Raw genomic sequence first — 25,289 nt, 5'->3', positions numbered from 1 at the left:
GGGAATGGCGTCCCCGCGTGCTCAATCGCGGCGCGTTGCCGATGTTGCATGGACGGGTGCGCAGTCGGGTTGCTGTTTGTGTGCAGAGCGACATGTTTCTTTCCAATTCGGCTAAGGCTATTCTCGAACAGCGTTTTTTGGATTTACCCCCAGCCCGGATTTGGCCGTGTCGATGCGCCGCGCGTTGTTTTCGCTGTTTTTGCTGCTTGGCTTGGCCGGTCTGCCGGTTCGTCCCGCTCCGGCGGTCGATAACAGCGCCGAGCTTCAGGCCATTGCCAAGGGACTGGTCAGCCACCGGGCGCTTTACACCCTCTCTGTCGCCCGTCTTGACCCCCGCAATTACCGCAACGGCGTCGCCGGTGGCCTGAGCCTGGAATTCGTCCACGCCTGCGACGGTTATGTGCTGAACCAGCGCTTCGTGATCGAGACCAGCACCGAAGACGGTGCCGTGCTGACCAACATGACTCTGAATTCCTGGGAGGCGCTGGATGGGCAGCGGTTCCGCTTCAAGATGAAGGACGAGGTCAACGGCGACCTTGAGCAGGAGCTGAACGGCGAGGCGAAACTGAAGGGCGGCACGGGTGGCGAAGTGCGCTTCACGTTGCCCGAGGATACTGATCTGTCGCTGCCGGCCGGCACGCTGTTCCCCACCGATCATACAGTGCGGCTGCTGGGACTGGCGCGCAGCGGCGGCAACTGGCTGCAGACCTCGGTCTATGATGGTTCGTCAGCCGACTCATACAGTGAAGTTGGCGGCTTTATCGGCGGCGAGATGGCAGTGGAAACCGGTGAGAATCCGGTGCTGGGGCCGCTGAAAGGCCAGCGTTCCTGGCGCATTCGTCTGGCGTATTTCTCGTCTGACAAGCAGTCCGATACGCCGGAATACGAGATCGCCTATCGCCTGTATGAGAATGGCGTCGCCGACGACATCGTGTTCGATTATGGCGACTGGGCGATCCGCGCATCGCTGAAGCTGCTGGAAATAAAGCCGCGCGACGCCTGCTAAAGTATCGAGCCGCCCTTTGCTTCTGGTGGCCAGAGCCAGGCCGCGCCGCGCACGCCAGAGCTGTCGCCGTGTTTGTTCTTCACCAGCGGCGTCGTCACCACATCCGAGAAGACAAAGGCGCCCCACAGGCGCGGCACGTTGCGATATAGGCGGTCGAGATTCGACAGACCACCGCCCAGCACCACCACATCGGGATCCAGCACGTTGAGAATGGTGGCCAGTCCGCGCGCCAGACGGTTCTCATAACGCTGCAACGCGGCCTCCGCCTGCGCATCGCCAGCTTCGGCGGCGGCGGCAATCTCGCTGCCTTTCAGAGCGCGGCCCGTCGCCTCGACGAAATCACGCTCCAGGCCGGTGCCGGACATATAGGTCTCCTGGCAGCCGCGCTTGCCGCAATAGCATTGCGGGCCGGGCAGTTCGTCGGGCTGCGGCCAGGGCAGGGGATTGTGGCCCCATTCGCCGGCAATTGCATTGGGCCCGCTGATCACGCGGCCATCCACGACAATCCCTGAACCGCAGCCGGTGCCGAGGATGGCGCCGAATACGACGCCATGGCCGGTTGCCGCGCCGTCGCTGGCTTCCGACAGCGCAAAGCAGTTGGCGTCGTTGGCGAGCCGCACCGGCCGGCCGGTTGCCGCGGTCAGGTCTTGGTCCAGCGGATGACCAATCAGCCAGACCGAGTTGGCATTCTTGATCAGCCCGGTGGCGGGCGAAATGGTGCCCGGGATGCCGACGCCGATCGGCCCCTGTGCGCCAGCCTCGGATTCGACGGCCAGGCTGAGGTCGCGCAGCGCCTGCACCGTGGCGTTGTAATCGCCGCGCGGTGCAGGCACCCGACGGCGTGCGCGGATGCTGCCGTCTTCATCCAGTGCGATGGCTTCGATTTTCGTGCCGCCGAGATCAATTCCGATCCGCATGCCCATCACGTTTCTGTCAGCAATGTCGTCACGTGGGTCTGCATCAGCGGCCAGCTTTCGATCCGGTGATGGCAATCCGGCGCGGGCCCGAGCAGGGCCGCCAGCCGCGGATCGGCGATGTAATGCAGGCGGTGCACCGCCGGTGCCATCTGGGCGACCGAACTGTGGTTGTGTGGAATGTCGTCGATAAACACGGCTGCCGCAGCGGTCTGCCGCAGCATGGCGGCGACGGCTGGCCCCTTGGGACCGCTGTTGGCGATCAGCGGGAAGGGCATGCCATGTCTGGCCAGTGCCCGGCTGCGTGCGGCCCGCGCCGCCATCGGTACATTGCTCAGGATCACGATCTGGGCTGCTTTGCCCAGTTCCGCAAGGGCATCGGCCGCACCCTCGACCGGGTCCATCATCTCGGTGGCCTCGGCGAAGAACCGCTGCAGCAGGGGATGCAGAACCTCGGCATCCACCGGACTGTCGTCGCCGCGACGGCGGATATTGCCGTGCAGGGCATAGGAGGCCCAGTCGAAATAGAGCTCACGGGTGGCCAGGAAGGTTTCCAGGCCGCGCATGAAGTAAAACAGCACCTCGTCGGCATCGACGATCAGCAGCGGTTTGCCGGCCTGCAGGGGCAGAGTGGCCAGCTGTTCGGCAACCGGGGCGGGAAGCTCAGGCAAAGGTGTGGATTTCAGGCTCATCTGTCAGCGTTAATGTCATCGTAAACGGCTTGGCCCGGACCGATCAGAATGCTACAAAATACTGGATACACAGGAAAATCGTGTCGGGCGTAGGCAGTAGACACTATCCGGGGACGGGGGCTGATGAGCAAGACCGTATTGATCGTTGAGGACAACGAACTCAACATGAAGTTGTTCCACGACCTGCTGGATGCCCATGGCTACCAGACCCTGCAGACCAAGGACGGCATGGAAGCGCTGGCCATGGTCCGCAAGCATCGCCCCGATCTGATCCTGATGGATATCCAGCTGCCGGAAGTTTCCGGTCTGGAAGTCATCAAGTGGATCAAGGAAGACGACAACCTGCGCACCATCCCTGTCGTGGCCGTCACGGCCTTTGCCATGAAGGGTGACGAAGAGAAGATGCGCGAAGGCGGTTGCGACGCTTATATCGCCAAGCCGATCTCGGTGGGCAAGTTCATCGAGACGGTGAAGCAGTTTCTCGAGCCCAAAACCTGATTTGCAGCAGATAGAGTAGACCGATGACCGCGCGCATTCTGGTCGTCGACGACATCCGCACCAACATCAAGGTGCTGGAAGCGAAGCTGACCAGCGAATATTACGAAGTGATCACCGCCGCCAGTGGCCCGGAGGCGCTGCGGGCGGCTGTCGCCCAGAAGCCTGATCTGATCCTGCTGGATGTGATGATGCCTGGCATGGATGGCTTCGAGGTCTGTCGCCGTCTGAAGGCCGATCCGGAGACGGCCCATGTGCCGGTGATCATGGTGACCGCCTTGGGCGATCCCGAGGATCGCGTGCAGGGCCTGAGCGCTGGCGCCGATGACTTCCTGACCAAACCAGTCGATGACATTGCCATGTTCGCGCGCGTTCGCTCGCTGCTGCGTGTCAAGCTGATGCTCGACGAGCTACGCATGCGCGAACGGACGTCTGCATCGCTCGGCGTGATCTCGCCGCCGGTGCCCAGCCTGGATGAAGATTACGTCTCGGCGCGGATTCTGCTGGTGGAAGACAATCCGCGCGACCAGGTACGCCTGCAGCGCATGATCGAAGGCCAGTTTCAGATCGAGATTCTGGCCGACGGCATGGAAGCGTTGAGCCGTGCGCGCCAGACCGAATACGATTCCATCGTGATCAGCCTGGGCCTGCAGAATCCCGATGGCCTGCGGCTTTGCTCGCAGTTTCGCACCACGGAAGAAACCCGCAACGTGCCGATCCTGCTGCTGGTGGGACCGGACGACCAGAAGCAGCTGGTGAAGGGGCTGGAGATCGGTGTCACGGACTACGTCGTGCGTCCGATCGACCGCAACGAATTCATCGCCCGCCTGCGCGCCCAGGTGCGCCGCAAGCGCTATCAGGATCGTCTGCGCCTGCATTACCAGCAGAGCATGGAGATGGCGGTCACCGACCCGCTGACCGGCCTGTACAACCGTCGCTATATGGCCTCGCATCTGTCTACGCTGTTGAGCCAGAGTGCAAGCCAGCATGGCACGGCGGTGGCGATTCTCGATCTGGATCACTTCAAGTCGATCAATGACACCCACGGCCATCCGGTGGGCGACGAGGTGCTGCGCGAGCTGGGCAACCGCATCGTGCGCAACATCCGCGGCATTGACATGGCCTGCCGTTACGGCGGTGAGGAATTTGTCGTGCTGATGCCCGACACCGATCTGGAATCCTCCGAGGTTGTGGCCAGCCGTCTGCTGCAGGCCATCGGCACCAAGCCGATCGTCACACGCGGCGCGGGGGACCTGACGGTGACCTGCTCGATCGGCTGCACGTCATCGAATGACGCCGATACGGCGGATACCCTGCTCAAGCGCGCCGACGATGCGCTCTACGAGGCCAAGAACGGCGGTCGCAACCGCATCGTCTACCGCAAGGTCTGACGGCTACTGCTTTCAAGGCAAACAAAAAGCCCCGCTGAAGATCGGGGCTTTTGCATTTCAGGTCCGGCGCGAAACGCGCTCTGGACGGGAAACCTTACTTGATCTTGGTTTCCTTGAATTCGACGTGCTTGCGCGCCACCGGGTCGTACTTCTTGAACGACAGCTTCTCGGTCTTGGTGCGCGGGTTCTTCTTGGTCACATAGAAGAAGCCGGTGTCGGCGGTGCTCAGAAGCTTGATCTTGAGGGTGGTCGGCTTGGCCATGACTCGTGTTCCAAAATAGCGTGTGGCTGGGATTGGCGGCGCAGCATAGGGATTCGCACCCCGATGTCAATCTCTTAAGGATTATGGTACTGTCTCAGTTTGAACCCCCTGAGTTATCAAGGGGATGCTTGACCGGTAATGCAGGTCAGCCCGTAAGTTGCTATAATCGCAACATGGTGACGAAACCCAAACGCCCCCGCGATATTAACCAATTGGCCAAGCTGGTCGCCGACATGGCCACCGGGGAGGCCAAGAAGCCGGTTCAGCCAGATGCTGGCAAGAACCCCGCTGCCGTGGCCCTGGGGCGCCTAGGCGGCCTCAAGGGCGGCAAAGCTCGTGCTGAGAGTTTAACGTCTAAAAAGCGTCAGCAGATTGCTAAAAAAGCTGCAAAAGCACGCTGGAATAAGCAAGCATAGAATTATTATTATGCTTGCTTAAAAGCAAGCATGGAGGTAATTTCGGTCTGCAAGCATGGAGGCTTCGCGGATGGCGGATGATAGTGCGCGTCAAAAAAAGGGGGGCGATGAGCGAGCCAAGAGACTGAGTCCCGAGGAACGGCGCGCAATAGCGCGCCAAGGCGCTCAGGCCCGTTGGGCTGCAATTCGTGACGCCCCTGGTGATTTGCCAAAGGCTACTCATGCTGGTGAGCAGCCGGTCGGAGGGTATGTAGTCCCCGTCTACAATTTATCTGATGGCCGCCGCGTCATGTCGGAGCGTGGTTTTTTGGCGGTCATCGGCGCTAAAGGACGTGGTGCAAATAGTGGACATCGATTAGTCAAAATTCTGGCCGATCCAGCAATTAACTCATTTATTCCAAACAATATTTTGGTGGACATCCAAAATCCGATTTTATTTCTCTCCCTCACCAACACACCCACGCATGGGTATCAGTCAAACGTCCTCTACGATTTCTGCGTTGGTTTCTCCAAAGCTCATTCTGCTGGGCTTCTGCGAACCGAAGTGCAGAGACGATATGCTCGTTATTGCGAAGCGCTTTTGTATGCGTTTGGCCGAATGGGCATCGATGCTTGGATTGATGAAGCCACCGGGTTTCAGAATGTGCGAGCACGCGACGCACTTAATAAACTGCTGGAGAAGTATCTCGCCCAACATTGGGCAGAGTGGGCGAAAACTTTCCCAGATGAATTTTACGAGCAAGTTTTCCGATTACGAGGCTGGAAGCATGACCCAGATTCATTGGCTAAGCCGGGAGTATTGGGTCACATAACAAACGATATCGTTTATTCCAGATTGGCTCCTGGGGTATTAGAGGCATTGCGCGAGAAGAACCCGGTCGTCGAAGAAACAGGCCGACGCGCAAGAAAGCATCACCAATGGCTAACTCGCGAACATGGACACCCGAAGTTGCGAGAGCACATCAGCAACTTGATGTTCATGATGAAGGGCCACACGACTTGGGCACCTTTTTATCGTGCCCTTCAACGCTCCGCACCTAGATTGCACGAAACTCCAGAGTTCGATTTCGGGGATTACTGAAACTGAACAGGCTAGACATCAAGAAGCGTGCCCAAATCCTCGGCCTTCTGGTTGAGGGCACCAGCCTGCGGGCGACTTCGCGACTGGCGGATGTGTCGATCAACACCGTCACGAAGCTGCTGGTAGATGTGGGTACGGCCTGTGCGGCCTATCAGGACCAGGCACTGCGGAATCTGCCGTGCAAGCGCATTCAGGTCGATGAGATCTGGTCCTTCGTCTACGCCAAGCAGAAGAACGTCCCCGATGAAATGAAGGGCGAGTTTGGTGTTGGCGATGTGTGGACCTGGACCAGCATCTGCGCCGATACCAAGATTGTCCCGTCGTGGCTCGTCTCGGATCGCAGCCGAGAAGCGGCCGTTGAGTTTCTCGACGATCTGCGGGTCCGCATGACGGATCGCATCCAACTTACCAGCGATGGCCACCACGCCTATCCGGATGCGGTTCAGATCACCTTCGGCTCGGATATCGATTATGCCGCGCTGATCAAGCAGTACCGCAGTGTCGCGCGTGAGGGGAAATACAGCCCCGGCGAATGCATTGGCATCAAGAAGGAAGTGCTGGAAGGGCGGCCCGACAAGAAGCACATTTCCACTAGCTTCGTAGAGCGCCAGAACCTGACTATGCGGATGTCCATGCGGCGCTTCACACGCCTGACGAACGGCTTTTCAAAGAAAGTCGAGAACCACAGCCACGCAATTGCGCTGCATTTCATGTTCTACAACTTCGGCCGCATCCATAAGAGCCTGCGCGTGAGCCCCGCTATGCAGGCTGGTGTGAGCGATCATTTGTGGACGCTCGAAGAAATCGCTGCCTTGGCTGATTAAGGCGAGTATCGTTTCCCCCTTAAAATAGGAGGGGAAGATGGCAAGTCAGAAAGCTACGTTTTCATTCGGCGATGATGGTGGGGCGCATATAACGGCCGCTGACCGTCAAGCGCGAGCCCTGGAGTTCATCGCTCATTATCTGGATCGGATAGAAGGTCACCTTGAACAACTGTCAAATGCGGCCCAGCGGGAGAATGGGCTGGCGAAGGTGGGGAGTGAAATAGCCCAGATTCGAACACTGCTGGTTCAGAACCGAGGGCGCTAAAGCCCAACCGGGTAAGATCATCTTCGCTGAGATTATTCCAGTGCTTCAGAATGTGCCGCATCTGGAGGACGCTATAACCGCGCAACATGAATTCAATCGGGCGCGGGATAGGCAGAGTGTTGACCATATAAACCCCTCTCGGGGCTTATTCGGCCTCCTTGGCCAAGAGCCCCCGGACAGCCCGGGATTTATCCTCTAGTTCCCGGATGGGCTCCCGGAGATTGCCCAGCAGGGGGCCGACGTAATACTTCACGGCGGCGATTAAGGCGTCCGCAGCATTGGCCAGTTCCAAGGCGGCACGCCCCAGTGTGCTCAACTCCTCAACCTTGACCTCCAGCACTTCTACGCGCGCCGGTAAATTGAAGAATGCAAGCAATGACTTAAAAGCGCCGTTGGCCATGAATCGCTCCCTTTTGCGGGAGAAAGTCTAGTTCACGGCACTTTTTAAAGGAAGCTCAGGCGCTTACCGGAAACTTTCAAACTGAGACACTACCAGGATTATCCCAACGGATCATGGGCTTACCTTGGCGATAGCGCCAGAAAGCCGTGCGTTTGGGCTGCAGGTCCGGTTCCAGCCCGGCCACCAGACCCAGTATGAACTCGGTGATGTCGGCCAGCGGCAGCCGGAGCGCCACCGGGACCGGTCGGAAGGCCAGGTCCAGCAGTTCGCCTGAACCGGCCAGAATGACTGGCAAACCGGTGACGTCCTGCAGGAAGAAGCGGGCATGGAAACGGATCGGGCTGTCCGACGGTGTGATAGCCCGGCAGAGGTAGCGCAGGCCCGACAGGTCGGGCCGCAGCCGGCCATGTTCCAGTTGGCCGAGCAGGATGCCGGTCTCTTCCCAGGTTTCGCGAACGGCGGCTATGGCCAGAACTTCATCGATACGATCATGTTTTATGATCAACGGCTTGATTGGCTTTTCTGATCTGTCAGATGAGTCGAGCCGGCCGCCCGGGAAGGCGTAAACACCGGGCAGGAAGCGATGCTTCCCAGCGCGCCGGCCTATCAGGACCTCCGGCCCGGCGGGGCTTCGGCGGACCAGCACCAAACTGGCGGCATCCCGGGGAATGACCGGCCGGGTCATACCAGGTCCTGCTGCCTCTGGCCCCGGCGCATGTAGTGGAAGGGCACCGGTCGGGCCGGATCGGCGGCGGCAGCCGGGCTGAGCCAGGCCGCCAACTCGGCCAGCACGAACTGGGTGATGCCGGGCAGCAGCAGGTCGCCGGTATCGGCCGGGGCGATCCAGGTCAGCTTGTCCAGTTCGGGCGAGGGGCGCAGCGCGCCCTCGGCCGCCTCGGCCGGGGCAGCGAAGAAGCGGGCATCGAAGCGGCGCGGCCGTCCGGGCGGCGTGATGGCGCGACAGATATAGAGGAGCGTGGAAGGATCGGGCGCGAGGCCCCCGGCGCAGAATTCGGTCCAGTTTGGTGGCAGGTCTTTCTGCACTTTGGCCCGGCCGGCGATGCGCAGGCCGGATTCCTCGAAGGTCTCGCGGATGGCAGCGAGCGCCAGCGCCAGCGCCTTGCGCGGGCCGGTGCCCTTGGCGCGATCCAGCCGCGCGGTGCTGACCGGATTGAGCGGCGCGGCGGGACGAATGCGGTAGTCGGCCAGATCGAGGCGCCCCCCGGGAAAGACATAACGGTTGGGCATGAAGGCGCTGGCGCCATGGCGCTCGCCCATCAGGACTTCGAGGCGGTTACCCTGCCGGCGATACAGCACCAGCGTGGCGGCATCGCGGATCGCTTGCAGCTTCGAGTCGGCGTTTCCCATCGGGGACAGTATAGCTTCAGTGCGGCTCGCTGCCGAAGCCATGCATACGTCTGGCCCATTGCAAACCAATCAGCACGCCCTTGATGCGGGGCGGCAGCCACAGGCTGAGCAGTACGGTCAATGGCAGCCACAGCACCATATGCACCCATTCCTGCGGCTGGACCTTCTGTTCCAGCAGCAGCATCAGTGGCACGATGATATGGGCGACGATCAGGATGGTGAAATAGGGCGGGGCATCGTCGGCGCGGTGGCCGGCCATGTCGAGGCCGCAGTCGGCGCAGGTGTCGTTGACCTTCAGGAATCGGCCATACATCCGGCCGGTGCCGCATTGTGGACAGCGCTGCTTCCAGCCGCGCCACATCGCCTGTCCCGTCGGCCGCTCGATCAGGTCGTCGAGCGACAGCGGCATTACAGCCAGCCTTTCCGCCGGAACCACCAGTAGGGCAGGATCGCGGAAGCGACCATCAATGCCAGCGCGAAGGGATAGCCCAGCGCCCATTCTAGTTCGGGCAGCGTCTTGAAGTTCATGCCGTAGATGCTGGCGATCAGGGTCGGCGGCAGGAACACGGTGGCGGCGACCGAGAAGATCTTGATGATCTTGGTCTGCTGGATGTTGATCAGGCCCAGCGTCGCATCGAGCAGGAAGTTGCCCTTGTGCGCCAGGAAGGCGGCTTGCTCGTTCAGTGACTGCACGTCGCGCGCCAGCGTCTTCAGCCAGACGCGGCTTTCCTTGGTGCCGCGCTGCTCGGCCATGGTCAGCGTCAGGAAGGCGATCAGGCGCGTCAGCGACAGCAGGCTGTCGCGGATGCGCGAGGTCAGGTCCTCGACATGGCCCAGCGTGCGCACGGCTTCTTCAAGATCGACCTCGGCGGTCTGCGGCTGATCAGTCTGTTTCTTGTAGCCAAAGATGGTGCGCGAGATTCCATCCAGATCCTTGCCGGCGATTTCAAGCACGTCGGCGGCGCGGTCGATGATCGAATCTAGGATGCCGCAGAGCGCTGCATCGGGCGAGGCCATCAGCGGCGGCTGGCGCTGGGCGCGGGCGACAAACTGGCGGAAGGCGAGCGGATCGGCGTAGCGCAGCGTCACGGTGGCGCGCGGGGTCCGCATGAAGGTGACGGCGGTGGTCAGCGGCTGCGGCGTCTCGGCCTGATACAGCACGTTGGCGGTCATGAAGCTGGCATCGCCCTCGCGATACAGACGGCTGGAGATTTCGATCTCCTGCATCTCTTCGCGGGTCGGGACTTCGATGCCCAGCAGCGTCTCAATGGCCTTCTCTTCGGCCTGGCTTGGTTCAAGCAGGTCGATCCACACGACGCCCTCGGGGAGGGTCGAGTTGGGGGTAAGCTCAAGGCGCTGTAGTTGGCCGCTTTGCGGCAGGTAGGCAGTGATCATGCTGGCCGTCCCTGGTGTTCCGGCGCTGTCCCGGCGGTGCAGCGCGGCGCCCTTGTAGCCCTGTAAGCCGGGCCTGGGAAGCCCTGAAAACCCACCTGCGGCAAATTTGCCGCAGGGAGGATCATGGCCTGCGGATAGGGCAGTTTTATGGCGGACCAGGCTTAGGGAGAGACGGGCGTGGGCGCGGGCAGGGGCAGGCTGCGGGCCTGCATGACGCTGCGCAGGCGGTCGGGATAATCCGAGATCAGGCCGTCCACCTTCATGGCAATCAGTTGTTCCATGATGGCGGGGTCGTTCACCGTCCAGGGGATTACCTGCAGGCCCAGTTGCTGCGCCTCGGCCACCAGCTCCGGCGTCACATTGCGCCAGAAGGGCGACCAGATCTGTCCGCCTGCCGCTTTGACGAGCGCCGGCGTCGAGGCATGGTCATCGGCATCCAGCCCGCCGAGCCAGGGGCTGGCGCCGGGCTGGCCACGCTGCACATTGTCGGAATTGCCGCCCTCGATGGTGAGATAGGCGCGCGGGATTTCCGGCGCGAGACGGCCTGCCACTTTCAGCGTGCGCCAGTCGAAGGACTGGATCGAGGCACGGCCGGCGAGGCCGGCACTGTGGATGGCGAGCACCAGCGCGGTAGCGAAGCGCTCAGGCGGCGCGCTCTCATCCGGCTTTGCGGGGTTGATCTTGGTCTCGATGTTGAAACGCACGGCGGTGTTACCGCTTTTGGCGACCAGCGCGAAGACATCGCCCAGCAGTGGCATCCGCGTACCATCCACCGGCCTCTGGTCCGGATAGGTCTGGCCATAGCGGCTGCTCGGATCGAGCCGGCCGACATCATAGCGCTGCAGCTCGGCCAGCGGCGTCTGCCAGATGACCGGGCCGGGCGTGGCGATCCACTTGCCGTCCAGGCGCGCCAGATGCGGCAACAGCATCGGATCATGGCCGACCACAAGATGGCCGTCCTGGGTCAGGTTGACATCGAATTCCAGGGTAGAGACGCCCAGCGACAACGCCGTGGCGAAAGCCGGCAGGGTGTTCTCGGGGGCAAGACCGCGGGCGCCGCGATGGCCCTGCAGGTCGAAGGCGAGGGCGGGCGCTGCGATCAGAAGCGTGACGATGGCAGGAGCAAGATGGCGGATCATCGGTTCTTCTTGCTCCTGTGCTTGGCCCAGCTCGGGCGATTGGTCGGTTTCTTGATCACGGGTTTTGCGTCGCCGCCACTATGCTGGCGGCGCGGGCGTGCGCCGCCGCTGCCGACGATCTCGAAACGCAGGCCGCCGGTCACCGGTGTGGCTTCAGCCAGCAGCACGGTGGCAGCATCGCCCAGACGATAGCGCTTGCGGGTGCGTTTGCCGACCAGGGCGCGATGGGCCTCGTCATGCTCGTAATAGTCGTCGCCCAGCGTGGCGATCGGCACGAAGCCATCGGCGCCGGTCTCGTCCAGCTCGACGAAGAGGCCGAAGCGGGTGACGCCGGTGATGCGGCCCTCGAATTCGGCGCCGACATGATCGACCATGAAGGCGGCGACGAAGCGGTTCAGGGCATCACGCTCGGCCTGCATCGAGCGGCGCTCGGTCAGCGAGATATGCTCGGCGATGCCCTCGAAATTCGCATCATCCTCAGGTGGCAGGCCCTCGTCGCCCAGACCAAGGCCGCGGATCAGCGCGCGATGCACCAGCACGTCGGCATAGCGGCGGATGGGCGAGGTGAAATGCGCGTATTTGTTCAGGTTGAGGCCGAAATGGCCGCGGTTCTCTGGCGAGTAGGTCGCCTGCATCTGGCTGCGCAGCACCACTTCGTTGATCAGCCGCTCATGCTCGCTGCCCTTCGCGGCCTCGAGGATGGCGTTGAAATGCATGGGCCGCAGGCCCTGGCCCTTGGCCAGGCGGTAATCCAGCGTGGCGAGAAACTTGCGCAGGCTGTCGATTTTCTCGTCGGATGGCTGCTCGTGCACGCGGTACATGCAGGGCTGCTTCCGCTTTTCCAGTTCCTCGGCGGCCGCGACATTGGCCGTGATCATGAAATCTTCGATCACCTGGTGGCTCAGCATATGCTCACGCGGCTTGATCGCCGCGATATGCCCGTCCTTGCCCATTACCACCCGGCGCTCAGGCGCATTGATGGCCAATGGCTGGCGTGCGGCACGCGCCTTGTTCATGGCGGCATGACAGGCGTAGAGCGGTTTCAGCACCGGTTCGAGGAAGGGCTTCGCCGCTTCGTCGGGCTCGCCGTCGATGGCCATCTGCACCTGGCGATAGTTCAGCCCGGCGGCGCAACGCATCAGGCCGCGCACGAATTTGTGGCGGATCTTGTTGCCGTTGGCGTCGAACCACAGATGCACGGCCATGCAGGCGCGGTCCTTGCCCTCGACCAGCGAGCAGAGGTCGGCTGACAGCGCCTCGGGCAGCATCGGCACGACACGGTCCGGGAAGTAAGTGGAGTTGCCGCGCTGGCGCGCATCGTGGTCCAACGCGGCACCCGGCCGCACATAATGGGCGACATCGGCGATGGCGACGATGGCATGCCAGCCGCCGGCATTCTTCGGATCGTCGTCGGGTTCAGCGAAGACGGCGTCGTCATGGTCGCGCGCGTCTTCCGGATCGATGGTGATCAGCGGGATGTCGCGCAGGTCGTCGCGCTTGCCCAGCGTGACCGGCTTGGCTTTCTGCGCGTCATGCAGGGCGGCATCGCTGAACTTGGTCGGGATGCCCAGCGTGTGGATGGCGATGAGGCTCAGCGCTTTCGGATCGGTGCTGCTGCCGATCACCTCGATCACCTTAGCGGTCTTCAGTCCGAACCGGCGGCCGGACATCGGCTGTGCCACCACGATCTCGCCAGCCTTGGCGTGGCCGCGATGTTCAGGCGCGATGATGTATTCGTGCCGAACCTTCTTGTCGGTCGGCTGCAGGCGGCCTTCGCCGGTCTCGGTGAGGGCGAAGACGCCCAGCACCGGCTGTTCTTCCTTTTCCAGCCGTTTGATGACGCGGCCGACATAACGGTTGCGGCCGGCGCGCTGCAGGCGGGCCAGCACGCGGTCACCGACGCCGACATCGGCCAGCTCGCGGCGGCGCTGCTTGCCGCTGACTTCAAAGACGATACGCGGCGCTTCGCCTTCGCCGGTCCATTCCACCGGCCGGCCCATCAGGTCACCGTCGCGGTCGATGCGGAAAATGTCGACCAGCGTCACCTCGGGCAACTCGCCCTTCGGCGTCATGCGCTTGCCATGCGTGGTGTTGACGTCGCCCTCGGCCTTCAGTTCGCGCAGTAGGCCCTTGAGCTGGACGCGCAGCTCCGGACCGACGCCGAAGGCTTTCGCGATCTCGCGCTTGCCCACCTTGCCGGGATTGTCGGCAATGAACTTCAGGATGTCCTGTTTGGACGGAAGACCGGGATGATCTTTCTTCTTGGCCACGCCGCTTACGCTGCTACGGCTTTCTTGGCCGCAGCTTTCTTCTTCGGTGCGGCCTTCTTGGCCCCGGTAGCCTTCTTGGCGGCTGCCTTGGGCTTGGCCTCGGGCTTGTCAGCCTTGGCGGCCTTTGCCGCCTTCGGAGCGGCAGCCTTCTTCGCCTTGGGTGCAGCGGCTTTCTTCTTGCCCTTGCCACCCTTCTTGGCGCGGCTGGCAATCGCCAGGAGGGCCATGTCCATGGTCATCGCATCGACTTCGGTGCCGCGCGGGATCGGGGCGTTGGTGGCGCCATGCTTCAGATAGGGGCCATAGCGGCCATCGATCACCTGGATCGGTGCGTCGTCATCAGGATGCTTGCCCACGTCGCGCAGCACCTTCAGCTCGGCGCGCTGGCGCGGGCCTTTGCGACGCGCATCGGCCTCGGCGATCTTCTCGACGGCATGGTTGATGCCGATCTCGAGCGCCTCCATGGCGTCCTTCAGTTTGGTATAGGCACCGTCATGCAGCAGGTAGGGGCCAAAGCGGCCCAGGCCTGCGAGGATTTCCTTAGCTGTGACCGGATGCATGCCGACGATGCGCGGCAGCGCCAGCAGTTTCAGCGCCATTTCCAGCGTGACGTCTTCGATGGTCACGCCCTTGGGCAGCGAGGCACGCTTGGGCTTGGTCTTCGCCTTGCCTTCGCCTTCCGCTTCACCCAGCTGCACGTAGGGACCGAAGGGACCCTGGCGCAGGGTGATCATCTGGCCGGTGGCCGGATCGGCGCCGATTTCCTGCGGGCCGGAGATGGCGATGTCGCCATGACCGTTGCCGCCGGCGCTCAAGGGCCGGGTGTAGCTGCATTCCGGATAGTCCGAGCAGCCGATGAAGGCGCCGGTGCGGCCGGCCTTGATTGCCAGCTGGCCCTTGTTGCAGGCGGGGCAGAGGCGGGCGCTTTTGCCGTCTTCGCGCGGCGGGAAGAAATGGTTTTCCAGCAGCGCATTGATGGCATCCAGCACTTCGCCGCGACGGCCCATCTTCTCGTCGATGCGGGTCACCGCATCCTTCACCGAGAAGGGGATTGGGTTTTCCTTGGCGTCATGCAGGCTGAAGTCCTGCCAGAAATCTTCCAGCACTTTCTTCCATTCGAGCTTGTGCTCGGCGATCTCGTCCAGCTTCTCTTCAAGGCCGGCGGTGAAATCGTAGGCGAAATACTGTTCGAAGAAGCAGACCAGGAAGGCATAGGCGAGCCAGCCGGCGTCTTCCGGCGAGAAGCGCTTGGTTTCCAGCTTCACGTAGGAGCGCGCCTTCAGCACTTCCAGAATGGCGGCGTAAGTCGACGGCCGGCCGATGCCGAGCTCTTCCAGCTTGCGCACGAGGCTGGCTTCCGAATAGCGCGGCGGCGGTTCGGTGAAATGCTGTTCCGGCTTGATGCCGTTTTCCTTCAGCGCTTCGCCGACGGCCATCTTCGGCAGGCGTGCGCCTTCTTCATCGTCGCCCGTCTTGTCGTCGACGCCTTCCTCGTAGAGCTTGAGGAAGCCGGGCGACAGCACGACGGTACCGGTGACGCGGAACACGCCGGTCTTCTTCGCATCGGTGATATCCACCGTGGTGCGTTCCAGTTCGGCGGATTCCATCTGGCTGGCCAGCGCACGCACCCAGATCAGTTCATACAGCTTGAGCTGCACTTCATCGAGGTAGCGTGCGACCGCCTTGGGGCGACGACGGAAATCTGTGGGGCGGATCGCCTCGTGGGCCTCCTGCGCGTTCTTCTGCTTGGTCTTGTAAACGCGCCAGCTTTCCGGCACGGCCTCGCGGCCGAAATCCTCGGCGATTACGTCGCGGGCGGCGCGGATGGCTTCGTCGGCCATGCTGACGCCGTCGGTACGCATATAAGAGATGAGACCGGTAGTCTCGCCGCCGATAGTCACGCCTTCATACAAACGCTGGGCGATCTGCATGGTCATCTGCGCCGAGAAGCCGAGCTTGCGGGCCGCTTCCTGCTGCAGGGTCGAGGTGGTGAAGGGCGGTGCCGGATTGCGCTTGGCCGGCTTGATCGAGACGTCGGCGACCGAATAGCTCAGGCCGGTCAGCTTGGCGACGGCGCTGGTGGCGGCAGTTTCATTATTGATGTCGAACTTGTCGAGCTTCTTGCCACCCAGCTCGATCAGGCGTGCGTTGACCGTCTGGCTCGACTTGGTGCCGAAATCGGCGCCGATGGTCCAGTATTCGCGAGCACGGAAGGCTTCGATCTCGGTCTCGCGCTCGCAGATCAGGCGCAGCGCCACCGACTGCACGCGGCCGGCCGACTTGGCCGAGGGCAGCTTGCGCCACAACACGGGCGAGAGGGTGAAGCCGACCAGGTAATCCAGCGCGCGGCGCGCCTGCTGGGCATTGACCAGGTCCATATCAATGTCGCGCGGATTGGCCATCGCCTCCAGCACGGCGGACTTGGTGATCTCGTTGAAGACCACGCGCCGCACGGTCTTGCTCTTTACGACCTTGCGGTTGTTGAGCGCTTCCAGCACATGCCAGGAAATCGCCTCTCCCTCGCGATCCGGGTCAGTCGCCAGGATCAGGGTGTCGGCGTCTTTCAGCGCACCGGCGATGGCACGGATTGATTCCGATCCGCGGCCCGACATTTCGTAGTGCATGGCGAAGTCTTTGTCCGGCTCGACCGAACCGTCCTTGGCCGGCAGATCGCGGACATGGCCGAAGGAGGCCAGGACCGTATGGCCGGGACCGAGGTACTTCTCGATGGTCTTGGCCTTCGCCGGGCTCTCGACAACTACGACTTTCATAAGGCGCGGTTTTCCAACAAAAAATCAAAAAAATGGGGGCGAACGGGGACCCGTCGCGGCCCGGGGAACATGGGCGATGGAATCCCCCTTGTCAAATCCAGGGGGGTAAGCAGCCATATAAAATGTCTGTTTTCCGCAGATTATTGGGTGTAGCGGTCTTCCGCCGAAGGCTCGATCGGGAAGGCGGCGACCAGCAGCATCCGGACCTCGTCGGATCCGGCGGTCAGGGGCAGGGCCAGGCGCTCCCAGCTACGCTCCACCTGCCACTGCGAGCGCTTGTCGCGGGAGGTGTAATCAAAGGTGGCGGTATAGCGCCGTGACATCGGCATCCGGCTGTGTACCACAGCGTCATATTCGGTGCGCAGCAGTTCGGCCTGCTGGGCCGGCAGCTCGTTGACCCGTTTGCCGGTCATGTCGACCTTGAACTGGTTCACAAAGGTGGAGCCGTAGAGACGATATAAGTAGTCACCGTCGTCCTTGCGTTCGACCAGCATCAGGTTGCCCAGCCAGGGCTTCATCTCGATGGGGTCGATATCGGCACGGTCGGGCATGGGGCGGCCATCGCGCTTGCCGGCCCAATAGGCATACAGCGCCTGGAGCGTTTCCAGCGTCAGTTGCGGTGCGCCTTCCAGCATCCGTCCCATTAAATTGTCTGCTACCCCCGGTCGTGCCGAACCGGATGTCAACCCAACATCCGGTATGTTTCGACACAGCATACCGCAAGTGGCAGAGAATGTCAGCCGGCGGCAGCGGCCCAGACCTGGCTTTTCAATGAAATCGCATACCCCAAAAGGGCTGCGAAATACCCCCTCTGCGCCCGCAACGACACAGGAAGGCCTTGCTATAACTCGATACCTGTCAGGCGGCTGTCCGGGCCGTATGCGTGTGAAGGGATCAGCCATGAAAATGCCAGCCAAGATGACTGTGCCGATTGCGGCGCCGGCCGCCGCGCTCCTGCTGATCCTGGTGGCGCTGGGCGTTCGTGCCGCCGAAGATCCGGCCGAAGTCGCGAATGTGGTCGCTGCCACCAAACAGGCGCACCCCGACAATGCAAAGCTATGCCAGTCCGGTCAGCCCGGCATCCTGAATGCCGTGTCCATGCAGGTGAAGGCGCTGGCCATGGATGGCAAGGTCAATGGCAACCAGCAGGCGCTCGGCGTCGAGGCCAGTGCGCAGATCGGCAAGGAATGCTTTGGCGGCGGCTGATCGGCGATCTGCGCTTACGCCGGCTTCTCGTGCGTCTCGGCCGGGCGGGCGAATTGCGGGAAGTTCGGATGCATCGCCAGCGGGATTACATCCACCTTGGTGAAGCACGGATAGAGCGGCATGCCGCGCAGCGTGGCCGCCACGGTATCGGCATCGGGCAGGTTCCACAACACCATGGTGCCCAGCGCGTTGGCGCGGCGCCAGACGCCGACGAGCTGACGCTTGGCCAGCATCTCTTCCGACTTGCGCCATTCCGCCTGCACTAGTTCCTGGAACTTGTCGCCGGCGCGCAGATATTCGATGCGTACATCCACTAGATACAGGTTGCTGTCCGGCTTGGGGTTGCTGTCGGGCTTTTCATGCGCCGACGCGCCGCGCGCGAATTGGGGGAAGTTCGGATGGCCGATCAGCGGCGTGACGGTCACGTCGGTGAAGAAGGGGTAGAGCGGCATCGCGCGGACCTGGTTGCCGGCGGCCTCGTTGGTCGGCACGTCGATGATGAACATCGTGCCCATGCCGTTGGCCTTACGCCAGATGCCGACGAACTGGCCCTTGGCCAGCAGCCGCTCTTCTTCATCCCACTCGGCACGCACGAGCTGCTGTGCCTTATCGCCCAGGCTGGTGAAATTGAACTTCACATCGATCATGAACAGCATCTGAAAATCCTCAGCCTACAATACGCTTTTTCACGAACGAGCCCGGTGCGGGCTCGACTACCTTGAGTTTGCCGTCGCCCGGCTTGCGCGCCGGCACCTTCGGCCCGGACTTGGCAGACAGCCACTTGTCCCAGTCGCTCCACCAGGAGCCGGGATATTCCTTCGCATCCTTGATCCAGTCCTCCACATTGGGGGGATTGGTTTTCGTGTCGTTCAGCCAATGCTGGTACTTCTTGGCATCCGGGTGATTGATCACGCCGGCGATATGGCCCGAGCCGGCCATCATGAAGCGCACCGGACCGCCATAAAGCTGCGTCGCCTTGTAGACCGACTTGTAGGGCGCGATATGGTCGTCCTTGCTGGCCTGGATATAGACGGGAATCTTGATCTTGCGCAGATCGAGTCTTTCGCCGGCCAGTTCCAGCTTGCCAGGCTGCGACAGCAGATTCTGCTGGTACATGTTGCGCAAGTAGAAGCCGTGCATCTTGGCCGGCATGCGCGTGCAGTCGGAATTCCAGTATAGCAGGTCGAAGGGGAAGGGCTCTTTGCCCAGCAGGTAATTGTTGATGACAAACGACCAGATCAGGTCATTGGCGCGCAGCATGTTGAAGCTGGTCGCCATCTCGCCACCATCGAGATAGCCTTTTTCCGACATCAGGCTTTCCAGGTATTTCACCGTATCTTCGTCAGTGAAAACGCTGAGTTCGCCGGCTTCTGAGAAGTCGACCTGGGCGGCGAAGAAGGTGACGGCCTTGATGCGATCGTCGTTCTTCGCGGCCATCCAGGCCAGCGCCGAGGCCATCAGCGTGCCGCCGATGCAGTAGCCGATGGCGGTGACCTCATCCTCGCCGGTGGCCCTCTTCACGGCATCGAGGCCGTCAAGGATGCCTTCGCGCATGTAGCTCTCGAAGGTCTTGTCGACCAGCGTCTCGTCGGGCTGGTTCCAGGACACCACGAAAACGGTGTAGCCCTTTTCCGTCATCCACTTGATGAAGGAATTCTGCGGCTTCAGGTCGAGGATGTAGAATTTGTTGATCCAGGGGGGCACGATATAAAGCGGTCGCTTGTAGACCTCCTTGGTCGTCGGCTCGTACTGGATCAGCTGCATCAGGTCGTTCTGGTAGACCACCTTGCCCGGCGTGACGGCGATATTCTCGCCCACGGTGAAGGCCTTGGAGTCCACCATCTTGATGTTGAGCTTGCCGTGGCCGCGGTCGATGTCCTCCAGCAGGTTTTCCAGCCCCTTGACCAGATTCTCGCCCTTGCTGTCCATGGTGGCGCGCAGGACTTCGGGATTGGTCAGTGCGAAATTCGACGGTGACAGCGCATCAACGAACTGGCGGGTATAGAAGTCGACCTTGCGGGCGACCTTGGGATCGACGCCGTCCACATCGGTGACAGTCTTCTGCACCCAGCGTGCGGTCAGTAGGTAGGACTGCTTCAGGTAGTCGAAGACGGCGCCATCCTGCCAGGCGGGGTCCTTGAACCGCTTGTCGCCCTTGTCGGGCAGCACCATCGGGGCGGTTTCCTTGCCCAGGAAGCGGTCGGTGGCATTGGCCCAGAGCGCAGCGTAGTCCTGCCACAGCTTCATCTGCGCCTCGGCCAGCTTGGCCGGATCGGCCATCAGCTTCTGGGCGATCTCCATATAGGCCCCGGCTAGGTTCAGCGGGTCGGGATTGGCGGGGGCAGGGGGCCTGCCCTGGGGATTCTGGGCCGCCTCGGCCTGCTGCCGGGCGGTATAATCGGCCAGCAGCTTCTGGCTCTGCTCGGCCACCCGGGCCCAGGTCTGGGCCCAGACAGCCGGGTCCGGCAGCGGAATATCACTGTCAGGCTTTAAGTTGCTGTCCGGTCTGCCACTGTCCGGTTGCTTCGCCATCCGACAGTCCTTATTCTCGGGGCCCGTTTCCTCGCCTGTACGATTCCGGCTCTTGGCCGGATTTTCTCGGCACGGATTGAGGTTAAGGGATAGGGAATCCCCCTGCAAGGCTGTCAGGCCGACCAGGGTGATCCCGGGGTGACCCGGGCGTTTTTTTGGGCTTTAAGGGGTAGGAACATATGGCTGGGATCGGCACGGCTTCCGCCGGCATAGCGACGCGGGGCATGCAGGGTCTGCGCGACCGGGGCCATTTTGCTCTCAGTCTGCGCGGCGCTACGGCTGCGGCATTGCTGGCCACCATGCTGGGCCTCAGCGCCTGCGGCACCTGGGCGGACCCGACGCAGCTGTTTGGCGGCGATGACGACGATGCCCCGCCGACCGCGGCCAGCGCCACGTCGGGCAATGCCCCGAACAGCGACCGTTTCCCCAATCTGGCCCGTGTGCCGGCTCGTCCGGTCGAGACCACATCCACCGGCGAACGCCGCCAGGCGCTCGACAATCTGGCCGCCGACCGCAGCAATTCCCGCTATACCGACGAGGAACTGCGCGCGCGTCCGGCCGATACCACCACGCCGCCGCCCGCGCCCCGCGCACCGGTGACCCAGCTTCCGGCTGCCGCACCGTCGGCCCAGCCGCGCGGCGCCGTGCAGCCGGGGAACGGCCAGCAGACGCTGCAGCCGCCTCCTCAGCAGATGGCGCAGCAGCCGCAGGCCATGCAGGCCGCACGTCCGGCCAATACGAATGACACTTACTCCCAGTATCTGGCGCAGTCCTCGGCGACGACCCTGCCGACCGGCCTGCAGCAGGGCAGTGGTGGTGCGTCCTATGCATCGGTGCCGCTGCCCGGCTCGTCGCAGCTTCTGGCCATCGTGCGTTTCAACGGCAACGAGACCTCGCTTGGCAGCGACGACAAGGCGCTGGTCAACAAGGTGGCCGAATACGCCAAGGGCGTGGGCGGCAAGGGTACGCTGCGCGTGGTCAGCTATGCGCCGGCCAATCAGGGTGTCGTCGCGCAGCGCCGCGCCGAACAGGTCGCGTCCGAACTGCGCCGTCGCGGCATTCCGGCCGCGCAGATCCGGCTCGACAGCCAGACCGCGTCGACTGCACCGGCTTATTACGAGACGGCAGCACGAGCTACCGATCAAAACCGCCGGGTTGAAATCTACATCGTAAACTAAACAGATTTCAGCTAAGGATCGGCGGGGGCGCGGGGCGAACAGCTGCCGCGCCTTCGTGTAACTGAAGCCCTGTAAACTTCCTGCAATCAGTATTGTCAGTGGACCCGAAGACCATGGATACCGAGTTCTACCGCATCAAGCGCCTGCCGCCCTACGTGTTCGAGGAAGTGAACCGTATGAAGGCTGCCGCACGAGCTCGCGGTGAGGACATCATCGACTTCGGCATGGGCAACCCCGACAACGCCACGCCGCCGCATATCGTGGCCAAGCTGGTGGAGGCTGCCACCAATCCGCGCGCGCATCGTTATTCGTCCAGCCGCGGCGTGCCCGGCCTGCGCAAGGCGCTGGCAAATTACTATGGCCGCCGTTTCGGCGTGACGCTGGATGCGGAAAAGGAAGCCATTGTCACGCTCGGTTCCAAGGAAGGTCTGGCCAATCTGGCCATGGCGATCTCGGCGCCGGGCGACACGGTGCTGGTGCCCAATCCCAGCTATCCGATGCATGCCTTCGGCTTCGTCATCGCCGGCGCCAATGTGCGTAGCGTGCCGATCGGCCCGGGCTTCGATTTCTTCGCCGGTCTGGATCGCGCCTATCGTCACAGCGTGCCGGCGCCGATCGCGCTGATCGTCAGCTTCCCGGCCAATCCCACGGCGATGACGGTCGATCTGGCTTTCTACGAGGCCATCGTCGACTTCGCCAAGAAGCGCAACATGTGGGTGATTTCCGACCTGGCTTATTCGGAAATCTATTTCGACGGCAATCCGCCGCCCTCGATCCTGCAGGTGAAGGGTGCGCGCGATGTTGCGATTGAGTTCACCTCGCTCAGCAAGACCTACAACATGCCGGGCTGGCGTATCGGTTTCGGCGCCGGCAATTCCACGCTGGTCGGCGCGCTCGCGCGCGTGAAGTCGTATCTCGATTACGGCGCCTTCACGCCGATCCAGGTAGCCGCCACCGCGGCGCTGAACGGCCCGCAGGACTGCGTGCAGGAAATCCGCCAGACCTACCAGTCGCGCCGCGATGTGCTGGTGAAGGGGTTGAACGCTGCCGGCTGGGATATTCCGATGCCGGGTGCGTCGATGTTCTGCTGGGCGCCGATCCCGGAGCGCTATGCGCATATGGGCTCGGTCGAGTTCTCCAAGCTGCTGCTGCGCGAGGCCGAAGTGGCGGTCGCGCCGGGCATCGGATTCGGCGAATACGGCGACAACTTCGTGCGTCTGGCCTTCGTCGAGAACGAGCATCGCACGCGGCAGGCCGTGAAGAACATCAAGAAGCTGCTGGCGTCGCCGTCCAATCTCCCGGACGAGAAGGCGGCCGTGAATGGTTAAGGCGTACAAGACGGCCCCGGCGCCGCTGAGAGTCGGCGTAGCCGGTCTGGGTGTGGTGGGGCAGGGCGTGTTGCGCCTGCTGCATCAGCATGCCGATGCATTGGCCGCGCGTACCGGGCGGTCGATCAAGGTCGCCGCCGTGTCCTCGCGCGACAAGCGCAAGAAGCGCGACATCCCGAAGGGCAACTGGCGCTGGCATGCCAAGGCCATCGATCTGGTGGCCGACCCCGAGGTCGAGGTCGTGGTTGAGTTGATCGGCGGCGCCGATGGCGTGGCGCGCAATCTGGTCGAGGCCGCGCTCAAAGCGGGCAAGGGCGTGGTCACTGCCAACAAGGCGATGCTGGCCATGCATGGCGCGAAGATCGCCGCCCTGGCCGAGCAGAAGGCCGCCCCGCTGGGCTTCGAGGCGGCGGTCGCCGGCGGCATTCCGATCCTGAAGGCACTGCGCGAGGGCCTGATCGGCAATCGCGTGCAGGGCATCACCGGTATTCTGAACGGCACCTGCAACTACATCCTGACCGAAATGCGCGAGACCGGCCGCGATTTCCGCGACGTGCTCAAGGAAGCGCAGCAGCTTGGTTATGCCGAAGCCGATCCGAGCTTCGATATCGACGGCGTCGATGCCGCGCATAAGCTGGCAGTGTTGACCTCGCTGGCTTTCAACACCAAGGTCGATTTCAAGGCCGTTCATGTGGAAGGCATCCGCAACGTCTCGGCAGTCGATATCGCCTTTGCCAAGGAATTCGGCTACCGCATCAAGCTGCTGGCGATTGCCCGCCGCACGCCCAAGGGCGTCGAGCAGCGTGTGCATCCCTGCATGGTGCCGGCCAACACGCCGATTGCCCATGTGGACGGCGTGTTCAACGCCGTCGCCGCCGAAGGCGACTACGTCGGTCGCGTGATGTTTGAAGGCCGTGGCGCCGGCAGCAACCCGACGGCTTCGGCCGTGGTGGCCGATCTTGCCGATATGGCGGCTGGCCGCTATGCGCCGGCATTCGGTGTGCCGGCGGCCAGCCTGCAGCCGCTGAAGGCGGCCGCGATGTCCGAGCATGTCGGGCGCTACTACATCCGCCTGATCGTGCGCGACCAGCCCGGCGTGCTGGCTGATGTGTCGGCCGTGCTGCGCGACGAGAAGATCTCCATTGAAAGCCTAGTGCAGCGTGGCCGCTCGGAAGCCGAGAACCAGCCGGTTGCCGTCATGCTGATCAGCCATGAGGCGCGCGAGGCCGATATGACCCGCGCGATGAAGAAGATCGGCAAGTTACGTTCGGTGCTGCAGGCGCCGGCGCTGATCCGTATCGAACCGCTCTGACAGACGGGGGCCGCCATGGCCGCGACCAAGACAGCCAGCGTTAAGAAAGCCAAGCCGGAGAAGGCAGTGGAAAGTCCCGCCGTGACGATTTCGGTGGAACGCAACCTCACGCTTGAAGTCGTACGCGTCACCGAAGCCGCCGCCATCGCGGCGGCGCGGCTGACCGGTCTTGGCGACGAGATGGCGGCCGACCAGGCCGCCGTCGACGCCATGCGCACGGCGCTGAATGATCTCGATATTGACGGCACCATCGTGATTGGCGAGGGTGAACGCGATTCCACGCCGATGCTCTATATCGGCGAGAAGGTCGGCCGCGGCAAAGGTGCGCGGATCGATATCGCGCTGGATCCACTGGAAGGCACCTCGGCGACCGCCAAGGGTGGCGGCAATGCCCTCTGCGTCATCGCCTTCGCCAATGCCGGCTGCTTCCTCAATGCGCCCGACGTCTATATGGACAAGATCGCAGTCGGCGCCGACCTGCCAGACAATGTCGTCGACCTTGACCTGCCACCGGCGGAAAACCTCAAGCGACTGGCCAATGCCCGGGGCGTGGCGGTGTCGGAACTGACGGTCTGTATTCTTGATCGCCCGCGGCATATGGACCTGATCCAGCAGGTGCGCGATACCGGTGCGCGTGTGTCGTTGATCTCCGATGGTGACGTGGCCGGCATTATCGCCACCACCGATCCTGCCACCGGCATCGATATCTACATGGGCTCGGGCGGCGCGCCGGAAGGCGTGCTGGCGGCTGCGGCGCTGCGCTGCATCGGCGGCCAGATGCAGGCGCGCCTGATCTTCCGCAACGAGGATGAGCGCAGCCGCGCGCGGCGTCTGGGGATCGAGAAGCTGGACCGCAAATACAGCCTGACCGACATGGCTTCGGGCGATGTCATCTTCTCGGCCACTGGCGTCACCGACGGCACCATGCTGCAGGGCGTGAAGCGCGTGCGCGGCGGCTTCCGGGTCAATTCGCTGGTCATGCGCTCGCAGACCGGCACCATCCGCCGCATCGAGGCGGTGATCCGTACTCCCAGCGTCACTTGA

At 62.7% G+C, this 25,289-nt stretch carries 25 protein-coding genes; 11 read left to right on the top strand and 14 right to left on the bottom strand.

Features of this window, described 5'->3' with window-relative positions; genetic code table 11:
- Positions 1-172 precede the first annotated feature (172 nt).
- On the top strand, positions 173-1,006 hold the full coding sequence (locus AC1RRE_RS19745) for an EipB family protein (protein ID WP_492983801.1): 834 nt from the start codon (positions 173-175) through the stop codon (positions 1,004-1,006).
- Here AC1RRE_RS19745 and AC1RRE_RS19740 read toward each other — a convergent pair.
- Positions 1,003-1,929, bottom strand: a complete 927-nt coding sequence (locus AC1RRE_RS19740; protein ID WP_492983707.1) for an ROK family protein — start codon at positions 1,927-1,929, stop codon at positions 1,003-1,005. The two genes, AC1RRE_RS19745 and AC1RRE_RS19740, sit on opposite strands and share 4 nt — an antisense overlap.
- Positions 1,929-2,612, bottom strand: coding sequence for an HAD family hydrolase (locus AC1RRE_RS19735; RefSeq protein WP_492983705.1), 684 nt, complete (start codon positions 2,610-2,612; stop codon positions 1,929-1,931). The genes AC1RRE_RS19740 and AC1RRE_RS19735 overlap by 1 nt, the downstream gene beginning before the upstream one ends.
- Before the next feature lie 123 nt (positions 2,613-2,735).
- Between AC1RRE_RS19735 and AC1RRE_RS19730 the strand changes: the two genes are divergently transcribed.
- Entirely contained in the window at positions 2,736-3,110 is a 375-nt protein-coding gene (locus AC1RRE_RS19730) for a response regulator (protein ID WP_492983703.1), read from the top strand.
- A 23-nt stretch (positions 3,111-3,133) separates the two neighbouring features.
- On the top strand, positions 3,134-4,498 hold the full coding sequence (locus AC1RRE_RS19725) for a PleD family two-component system response regulator (RefSeq protein ID WP_492983701.1): 1,365 nt from the start codon (positions 3,134-3,136) through the stop codon (positions 4,496-4,498).
- Positions 4,499-4,592: 94 nt separating this feature from the next.
- Here AC1RRE_RS19725 and rpmG read toward each other — a convergent pair whose 3' ends face one another.
- On the bottom strand, positions 4,593-4,760 hold the full coding sequence (gene rpmG, locus AC1RRE_RS19720; protein ID WP_297684618.1) for a 50S ribosomal protein L33: 168 nt from the start codon (positions 4,758-4,760) through the stop codon (positions 4,593-4,595).
- Positions 4,761-4,933: 173 nt separating this feature from the next.
- Here rpmG and AC1RRE_RS19715 point away from each other — a divergent pair, with 173 nt between their 5' ends.
- The 3 genes from AC1RRE_RS19715 (at position 4,934) to AC1RRE_RS19705 (ending at position 7,081) form a co-directional block, all read left to right on the top strand.
- The gene (locus AC1RRE_RS19715) at positions 4,934-5,176 is read left to right on the top strand and encodes a hypothetical protein (RefSeq protein ID WP_492983699.1); all 243 of its coding nucleotides are present in this window, start codon (positions 4,934-4,936) and stop codon (positions 5,174-5,176) included.
- A gap of 70 nt (positions 5,177-5,246) precedes the next feature.
- On the top strand, positions 5,247-6,257 hold the full coding sequence (locus AC1RRE_RS19710) for a P63C domain-containing protein (protein WP_492983697.1): 1,011 nt from the start codon (positions 5,247-5,249) through the stop codon (positions 6,255-6,257).
- 2 nt (positions 6,258-6,259) lie between these two features.
- A complete protein-coding gene (locus AC1RRE_RS19705; RefSeq protein ID WP_492983799.1) occupies positions 6,260-7,081 on the top strand; it encodes an IS1 family transposase in 822 nt (273 codons plus the stop codon).
- Positions 7,082-7,491: 410 nt separating this feature from the next.
- Here AC1RRE_RS19705 and AC1RRE_RS19700 read toward each other — a convergent pair whose 3' ends face one another.
- The 9 genes from AC1RRE_RS19700 to AC1RRE_RS19660 form a co-directional block, all read right to left on the bottom strand.
- On the bottom strand, positions 7,492-7,746 hold the full coding sequence (locus tag AC1RRE_RS19700) for a hypothetical protein (protein WP_492983695.1): 255 nt from the start codon (positions 7,744-7,746) through the stop codon (positions 7,492-7,494).
- Between the two features lie 76 nt (positions 7,747-7,822).
- On the bottom strand, positions 7,823-8,431 hold the full coding sequence (locus AC1RRE_RS19695; RefSeq protein WP_492983693.1) for an NUDIX hydrolase: 609 nt from the start codon (positions 8,429-8,431) through the stop codon (positions 7,823-7,825).
- Positions 8,428-9,114 (bottom strand): NUDIX hydrolase, encoded by a 687-nt coding sequence (locus AC1RRE_RS19690; RefSeq protein ID WP_492983691.1) that lies wholly within the window; start codon positions 9,112-9,114, stop codon positions 8,428-8,430. The genes AC1RRE_RS19695 and AC1RRE_RS19690 overlap by 4 nt, the downstream gene beginning before the upstream one ends.
- Before the next feature lie 16 nt (positions 9,115-9,130).
- Positions 9,131-9,523 (bottom strand): DUF983 domain-containing protein, encoded by a 393-nt coding sequence (locus AC1RRE_RS19685; RefSeq protein WP_492983689.1) that lies wholly within the window; start codon positions 9,521-9,523, stop codon positions 9,131-9,133.
- Positions 9,523-10,509 (bottom strand): magnesium transporter CorA family protein, encoded by a 987-nt coding sequence (locus AC1RRE_RS19680; protein WP_492983687.1) that lies wholly within the window; start codon positions 10,507-10,509, stop codon positions 9,523-9,525. The genes AC1RRE_RS19685 and AC1RRE_RS19680 overlap by 1 nt, the downstream gene beginning before the upstream one ends.
- A 161-nt stretch (positions 10,510-10,670) precedes the next feature.
- Positions 10,671-11,648: a glycerophosphodiester phosphodiesterase gene (locus tag AC1RRE_RS19675; RefSeq protein WP_492983685.1), complete on the bottom strand. Its 978-nt coding sequence runs from the start codon at positions 11,646-11,648 to the stop codon at positions 10,671-10,673.
- Positions 11,645-13,918: a ribonuclease R gene (gene rnr, locus AC1RRE_RS19670; RefSeq protein ID WP_492983683.1), complete on the bottom strand. Its 2,274-nt coding sequence runs from the start codon at positions 13,916-13,918 to the stop codon at positions 11,645-11,647. Before rnr ends, AC1RRE_RS19675 begins: the two co-directional genes overlap by 4 nt.
- A 5-nt stretch (positions 13,919-13,923) precedes the next feature.
- Complete coding sequence (topA, locus tag AC1RRE_RS19665) at positions 13,924-16,689, bottom strand: type I DNA topoisomerase (protein WP_492983681.1); 2,766 nt, start codon at positions 16,687-16,689, stop codon at positions 13,924-13,926.
- A gap of 140 nt (positions 16,690-16,829) precedes the next feature.
- Entirely contained in the window at positions 16,830-17,333 is a 504-nt protein-coding gene (locus AC1RRE_RS19660; RefSeq protein ID WP_492983679.1) for a PAS domain-containing protein, read from the bottom strand.
- 256 nt (positions 17,334-17,589) lie between these two features.
- On the opposite strand from AC1RRE_RS19660, the gene AC1RRE_RS19655 reads away from it, so the two are divergent.
- Complete coding sequence (locus AC1RRE_RS19655) at positions 17,590-17,895, top strand: hypothetical protein (protein WP_492983677.1); 306 nt, start codon at positions 17,590-17,592, stop codon at positions 17,893-17,895.
- 14 nt (positions 17,896-17,909) lie between these two features.
- Here the strand turns inward: AC1RRE_RS19655 and AC1RRE_RS19650 are convergent, their stop codons facing one another.
- A complete protein-coding gene (locus tag AC1RRE_RS19650) occupies positions 17,910-18,551 on the bottom strand; it encodes a muconolactone Delta-isomerase family protein (RefSeq protein WP_492983675.1) in 642 nt (213 codons plus the stop codon).
- 10 nt (positions 18,552-18,561) lie between these two features.
- Positions 18,562-20,427 carry a PHA/PHB synthase family protein gene (locus tag AC1RRE_RS19645; RefSeq protein WP_492983673.1) on the bottom strand — a complete coding sequence of 622 codons (1,866 nt, stop codon included), beginning with the start codon at positions 20,425-20,427 and terminating at the stop codon, positions 18,562-18,564.
- Between the two features lie 179 nt (positions 20,428-20,606).
- Between AC1RRE_RS19645 and AC1RRE_RS19640 the strand changes: the two genes are divergently transcribed.
- The 4 genes from AC1RRE_RS19640 to glpX all read left to right on the top strand — a co-directional run bounded on the left by AC1RRE_RS19640 (position 20,607) and on the right by glpX (position 25,289).
- The gene (locus AC1RRE_RS19640; RefSeq protein ID WP_492983671.1) at positions 20,607-21,605 is read left to right on the top strand and encodes an OmpA family protein; all 999 of its coding nucleotides are present in this window, start codon (positions 20,607-20,609) and stop codon (positions 21,603-21,605) included.
- A gap of 113 nt (positions 21,606-21,718) precedes the next feature.
- The gene (locus AC1RRE_RS19635) at positions 21,719-22,933 is read left to right on the top strand and encodes an LL-diaminopimelate aminotransferase (protein ID WP_492983669.1); all 1,215 of its coding nucleotides are present in this window, start codon (positions 21,719-21,721) and stop codon (positions 22,931-22,933) included.
- Positions 22,926-24,245: a homoserine dehydrogenase gene (locus tag AC1RRE_RS19630; RefSeq protein WP_492983667.1), complete on the top strand. Its 1,320-nt coding sequence runs from the start codon at positions 22,926-22,928 to the stop codon at positions 24,243-24,245. Before AC1RRE_RS19635 ends, AC1RRE_RS19630 begins: the two co-directional genes overlap by 8 nt.
- A gap of 93 nt (positions 24,246-24,338) precedes the next feature.
- Positions 24,339-25,289, top strand: a complete 951-nt coding sequence (glpX, locus tag AC1RRE_RS19625) for a class II fructose-bisphosphatase (protein WP_492983797.1) — start codon at positions 24,339-24,341, stop codon at positions 25,287-25,289.

The organism is Ferrovibrio sp. GW821-FHT12D07 (genome assembly GCF_058807275.1).
Note: the sequence above shows the minus strand (reverse complement) of the source record. Positions and strands in the feature narration are given on the sequence as shown.

Bases quoted from the DNA above. Each gene is read 5' to 3' on its own strand.
- AC1RRE_RS19710 (WP_492983697.1), top strand. From the start codon at position 5,247: ATGGCGGATGATAGTGCGCGTCAAAAAAAGGGGGGCGATGAGCGAGCC.
- AC1RRE_RS19655 (WP_492983677.1), top strand. From the start codon at position 17,590: ATGAAAATGCCAGCCAAGATGACTGTGCCGATTGCGGCGCCGGCCGCC.
- rpmG (WP_297684618.1), bottom strand. From the start codon at position 4,760: ATGGCCAAGCCGACCACCCTCAAGATCAAGCTTCTGAGCACCGCCGAC.
- AC1RRE_RS19730 (WP_492983703.1), top strand. From the start codon at position 2,736: ATGAGCAAGACCGTATTGATCGTTGAGGACAACGAACTCAACATGAAG.
- AC1RRE_RS19680 (WP_492983687.1), bottom strand. From the start codon at position 10,509: ATGATCACTGCCTACCTGCCGCAAAGCGGCCAACTACAGCGCCTTGAG.
- AC1RRE_RS19700 (WP_492983695.1), bottom strand. From the start codon at position 7,746: ATGGCCAACGGCGCTTTTAAGTCATTGCTTGCATTCTTCAATTTACCG.
- AC1RRE_RS19660 (WP_492983679.1), bottom strand. From the start codon at position 17,333: ATGGGACGGATGCTGGAAGGCGCACCGCAACTGACGCTGGAAACGCTC.
- AC1RRE_RS19630 (WP_492983667.1), top strand. From the start codon at position 22,926: ATGGTTAAGGCGTACAAGACGGCCCCGGCGCCGCTGAGAGTCGGCGTA.
- AC1RRE_RS19650 (WP_492983675.1), bottom strand. From the start codon at position 18,551: ATGCTGTTCATGATCGATGTGAAGTTCAATTTCACCAGCCTGGGCGAT.
- AC1RRE_RS19685 (WP_492983689.1), bottom strand. From the start codon at position 9,523: ATGCCGCTGTCGCTCGACGACCTGATCGAGCGGCCGACGGGACAGGCG.
- AC1RRE_RS19635 (WP_492983669.1), top strand. From the start codon at position 21,719: ATGGATACCGAGTTCTACCGCATCAAGCGCCTGCCGCCCTACGTGTTC.
- AC1RRE_RS19695 (WP_492983693.1), bottom strand. From the start codon at position 8,431: ATGACCCGGCCGGTCATTCCCCGGGATGCCGCCAGTTTGGTGCTGGTC.
- AC1RRE_RS19735 (WP_492983705.1), bottom strand. From the start codon at position 2,612: ATGAGCCTGAAATCCACACCTTTGCCTGAGCTTCCCGCCCCGGTTGCC.
- AC1RRE_RS19645 (WP_492983673.1), bottom strand. From the start codon at position 20,427: ATGGCGAAGCAACCGGACAGTGGCAGACCGGACAGCAACTTAAAGCCT.
- topA (WP_492983681.1), bottom strand. From the start codon at position 16,689: ATGAAAGTCGTAGTTGTCGAGAGCCCGGCGAAGGCCAAGACCATCGAG.
- AC1RRE_RS19745 (WP_492983801.1), top strand. From the start codon at position 173: ATGCGCCGCGCGTTGTTTTCGCTGTTTTTGCTGCTTGGCTTGGCCGGT.
- AC1RRE_RS19640 (WP_492983671.1), top strand. From the start codon at position 20,607: ATGGCTGGGATCGGCACGGCTTCCGCCGGCATAGCGACGCGGGGCATG.
- AC1RRE_RS19740 (WP_492983707.1), bottom strand. From the start codon at position 1,929: ATGGGCATGCGGATCGGAATTGATCTCGGCGGCACGAAAATCGAAGCC.
- AC1RRE_RS19690 (WP_492983691.1), bottom strand. From the start codon at position 9,114: ATGGGAAACGCCGACTCGAAGCTGCAAGCGATCCGCGATGCCGCCACG.
- AC1RRE_RS19725 (WP_492983701.1), top strand. From the start codon at position 3,134: ATGACCGCGCGCATTCTGGTCGTCGACGACATCCGCACCAACATCAAG.
- AC1RRE_RS19675 (WP_492983685.1), bottom strand. From the start codon at position 11,648: ATGATCCGCCATCTTGCTCCTGCCATCGTCACGCTTCTGATCGCAGCG.
- AC1RRE_RS19715 (WP_492983699.1), top strand. From the start codon at position 4,934: ATGGTGACGAAACCCAAACGCCCCCGCGATATTAACCAATTGGCCAAG.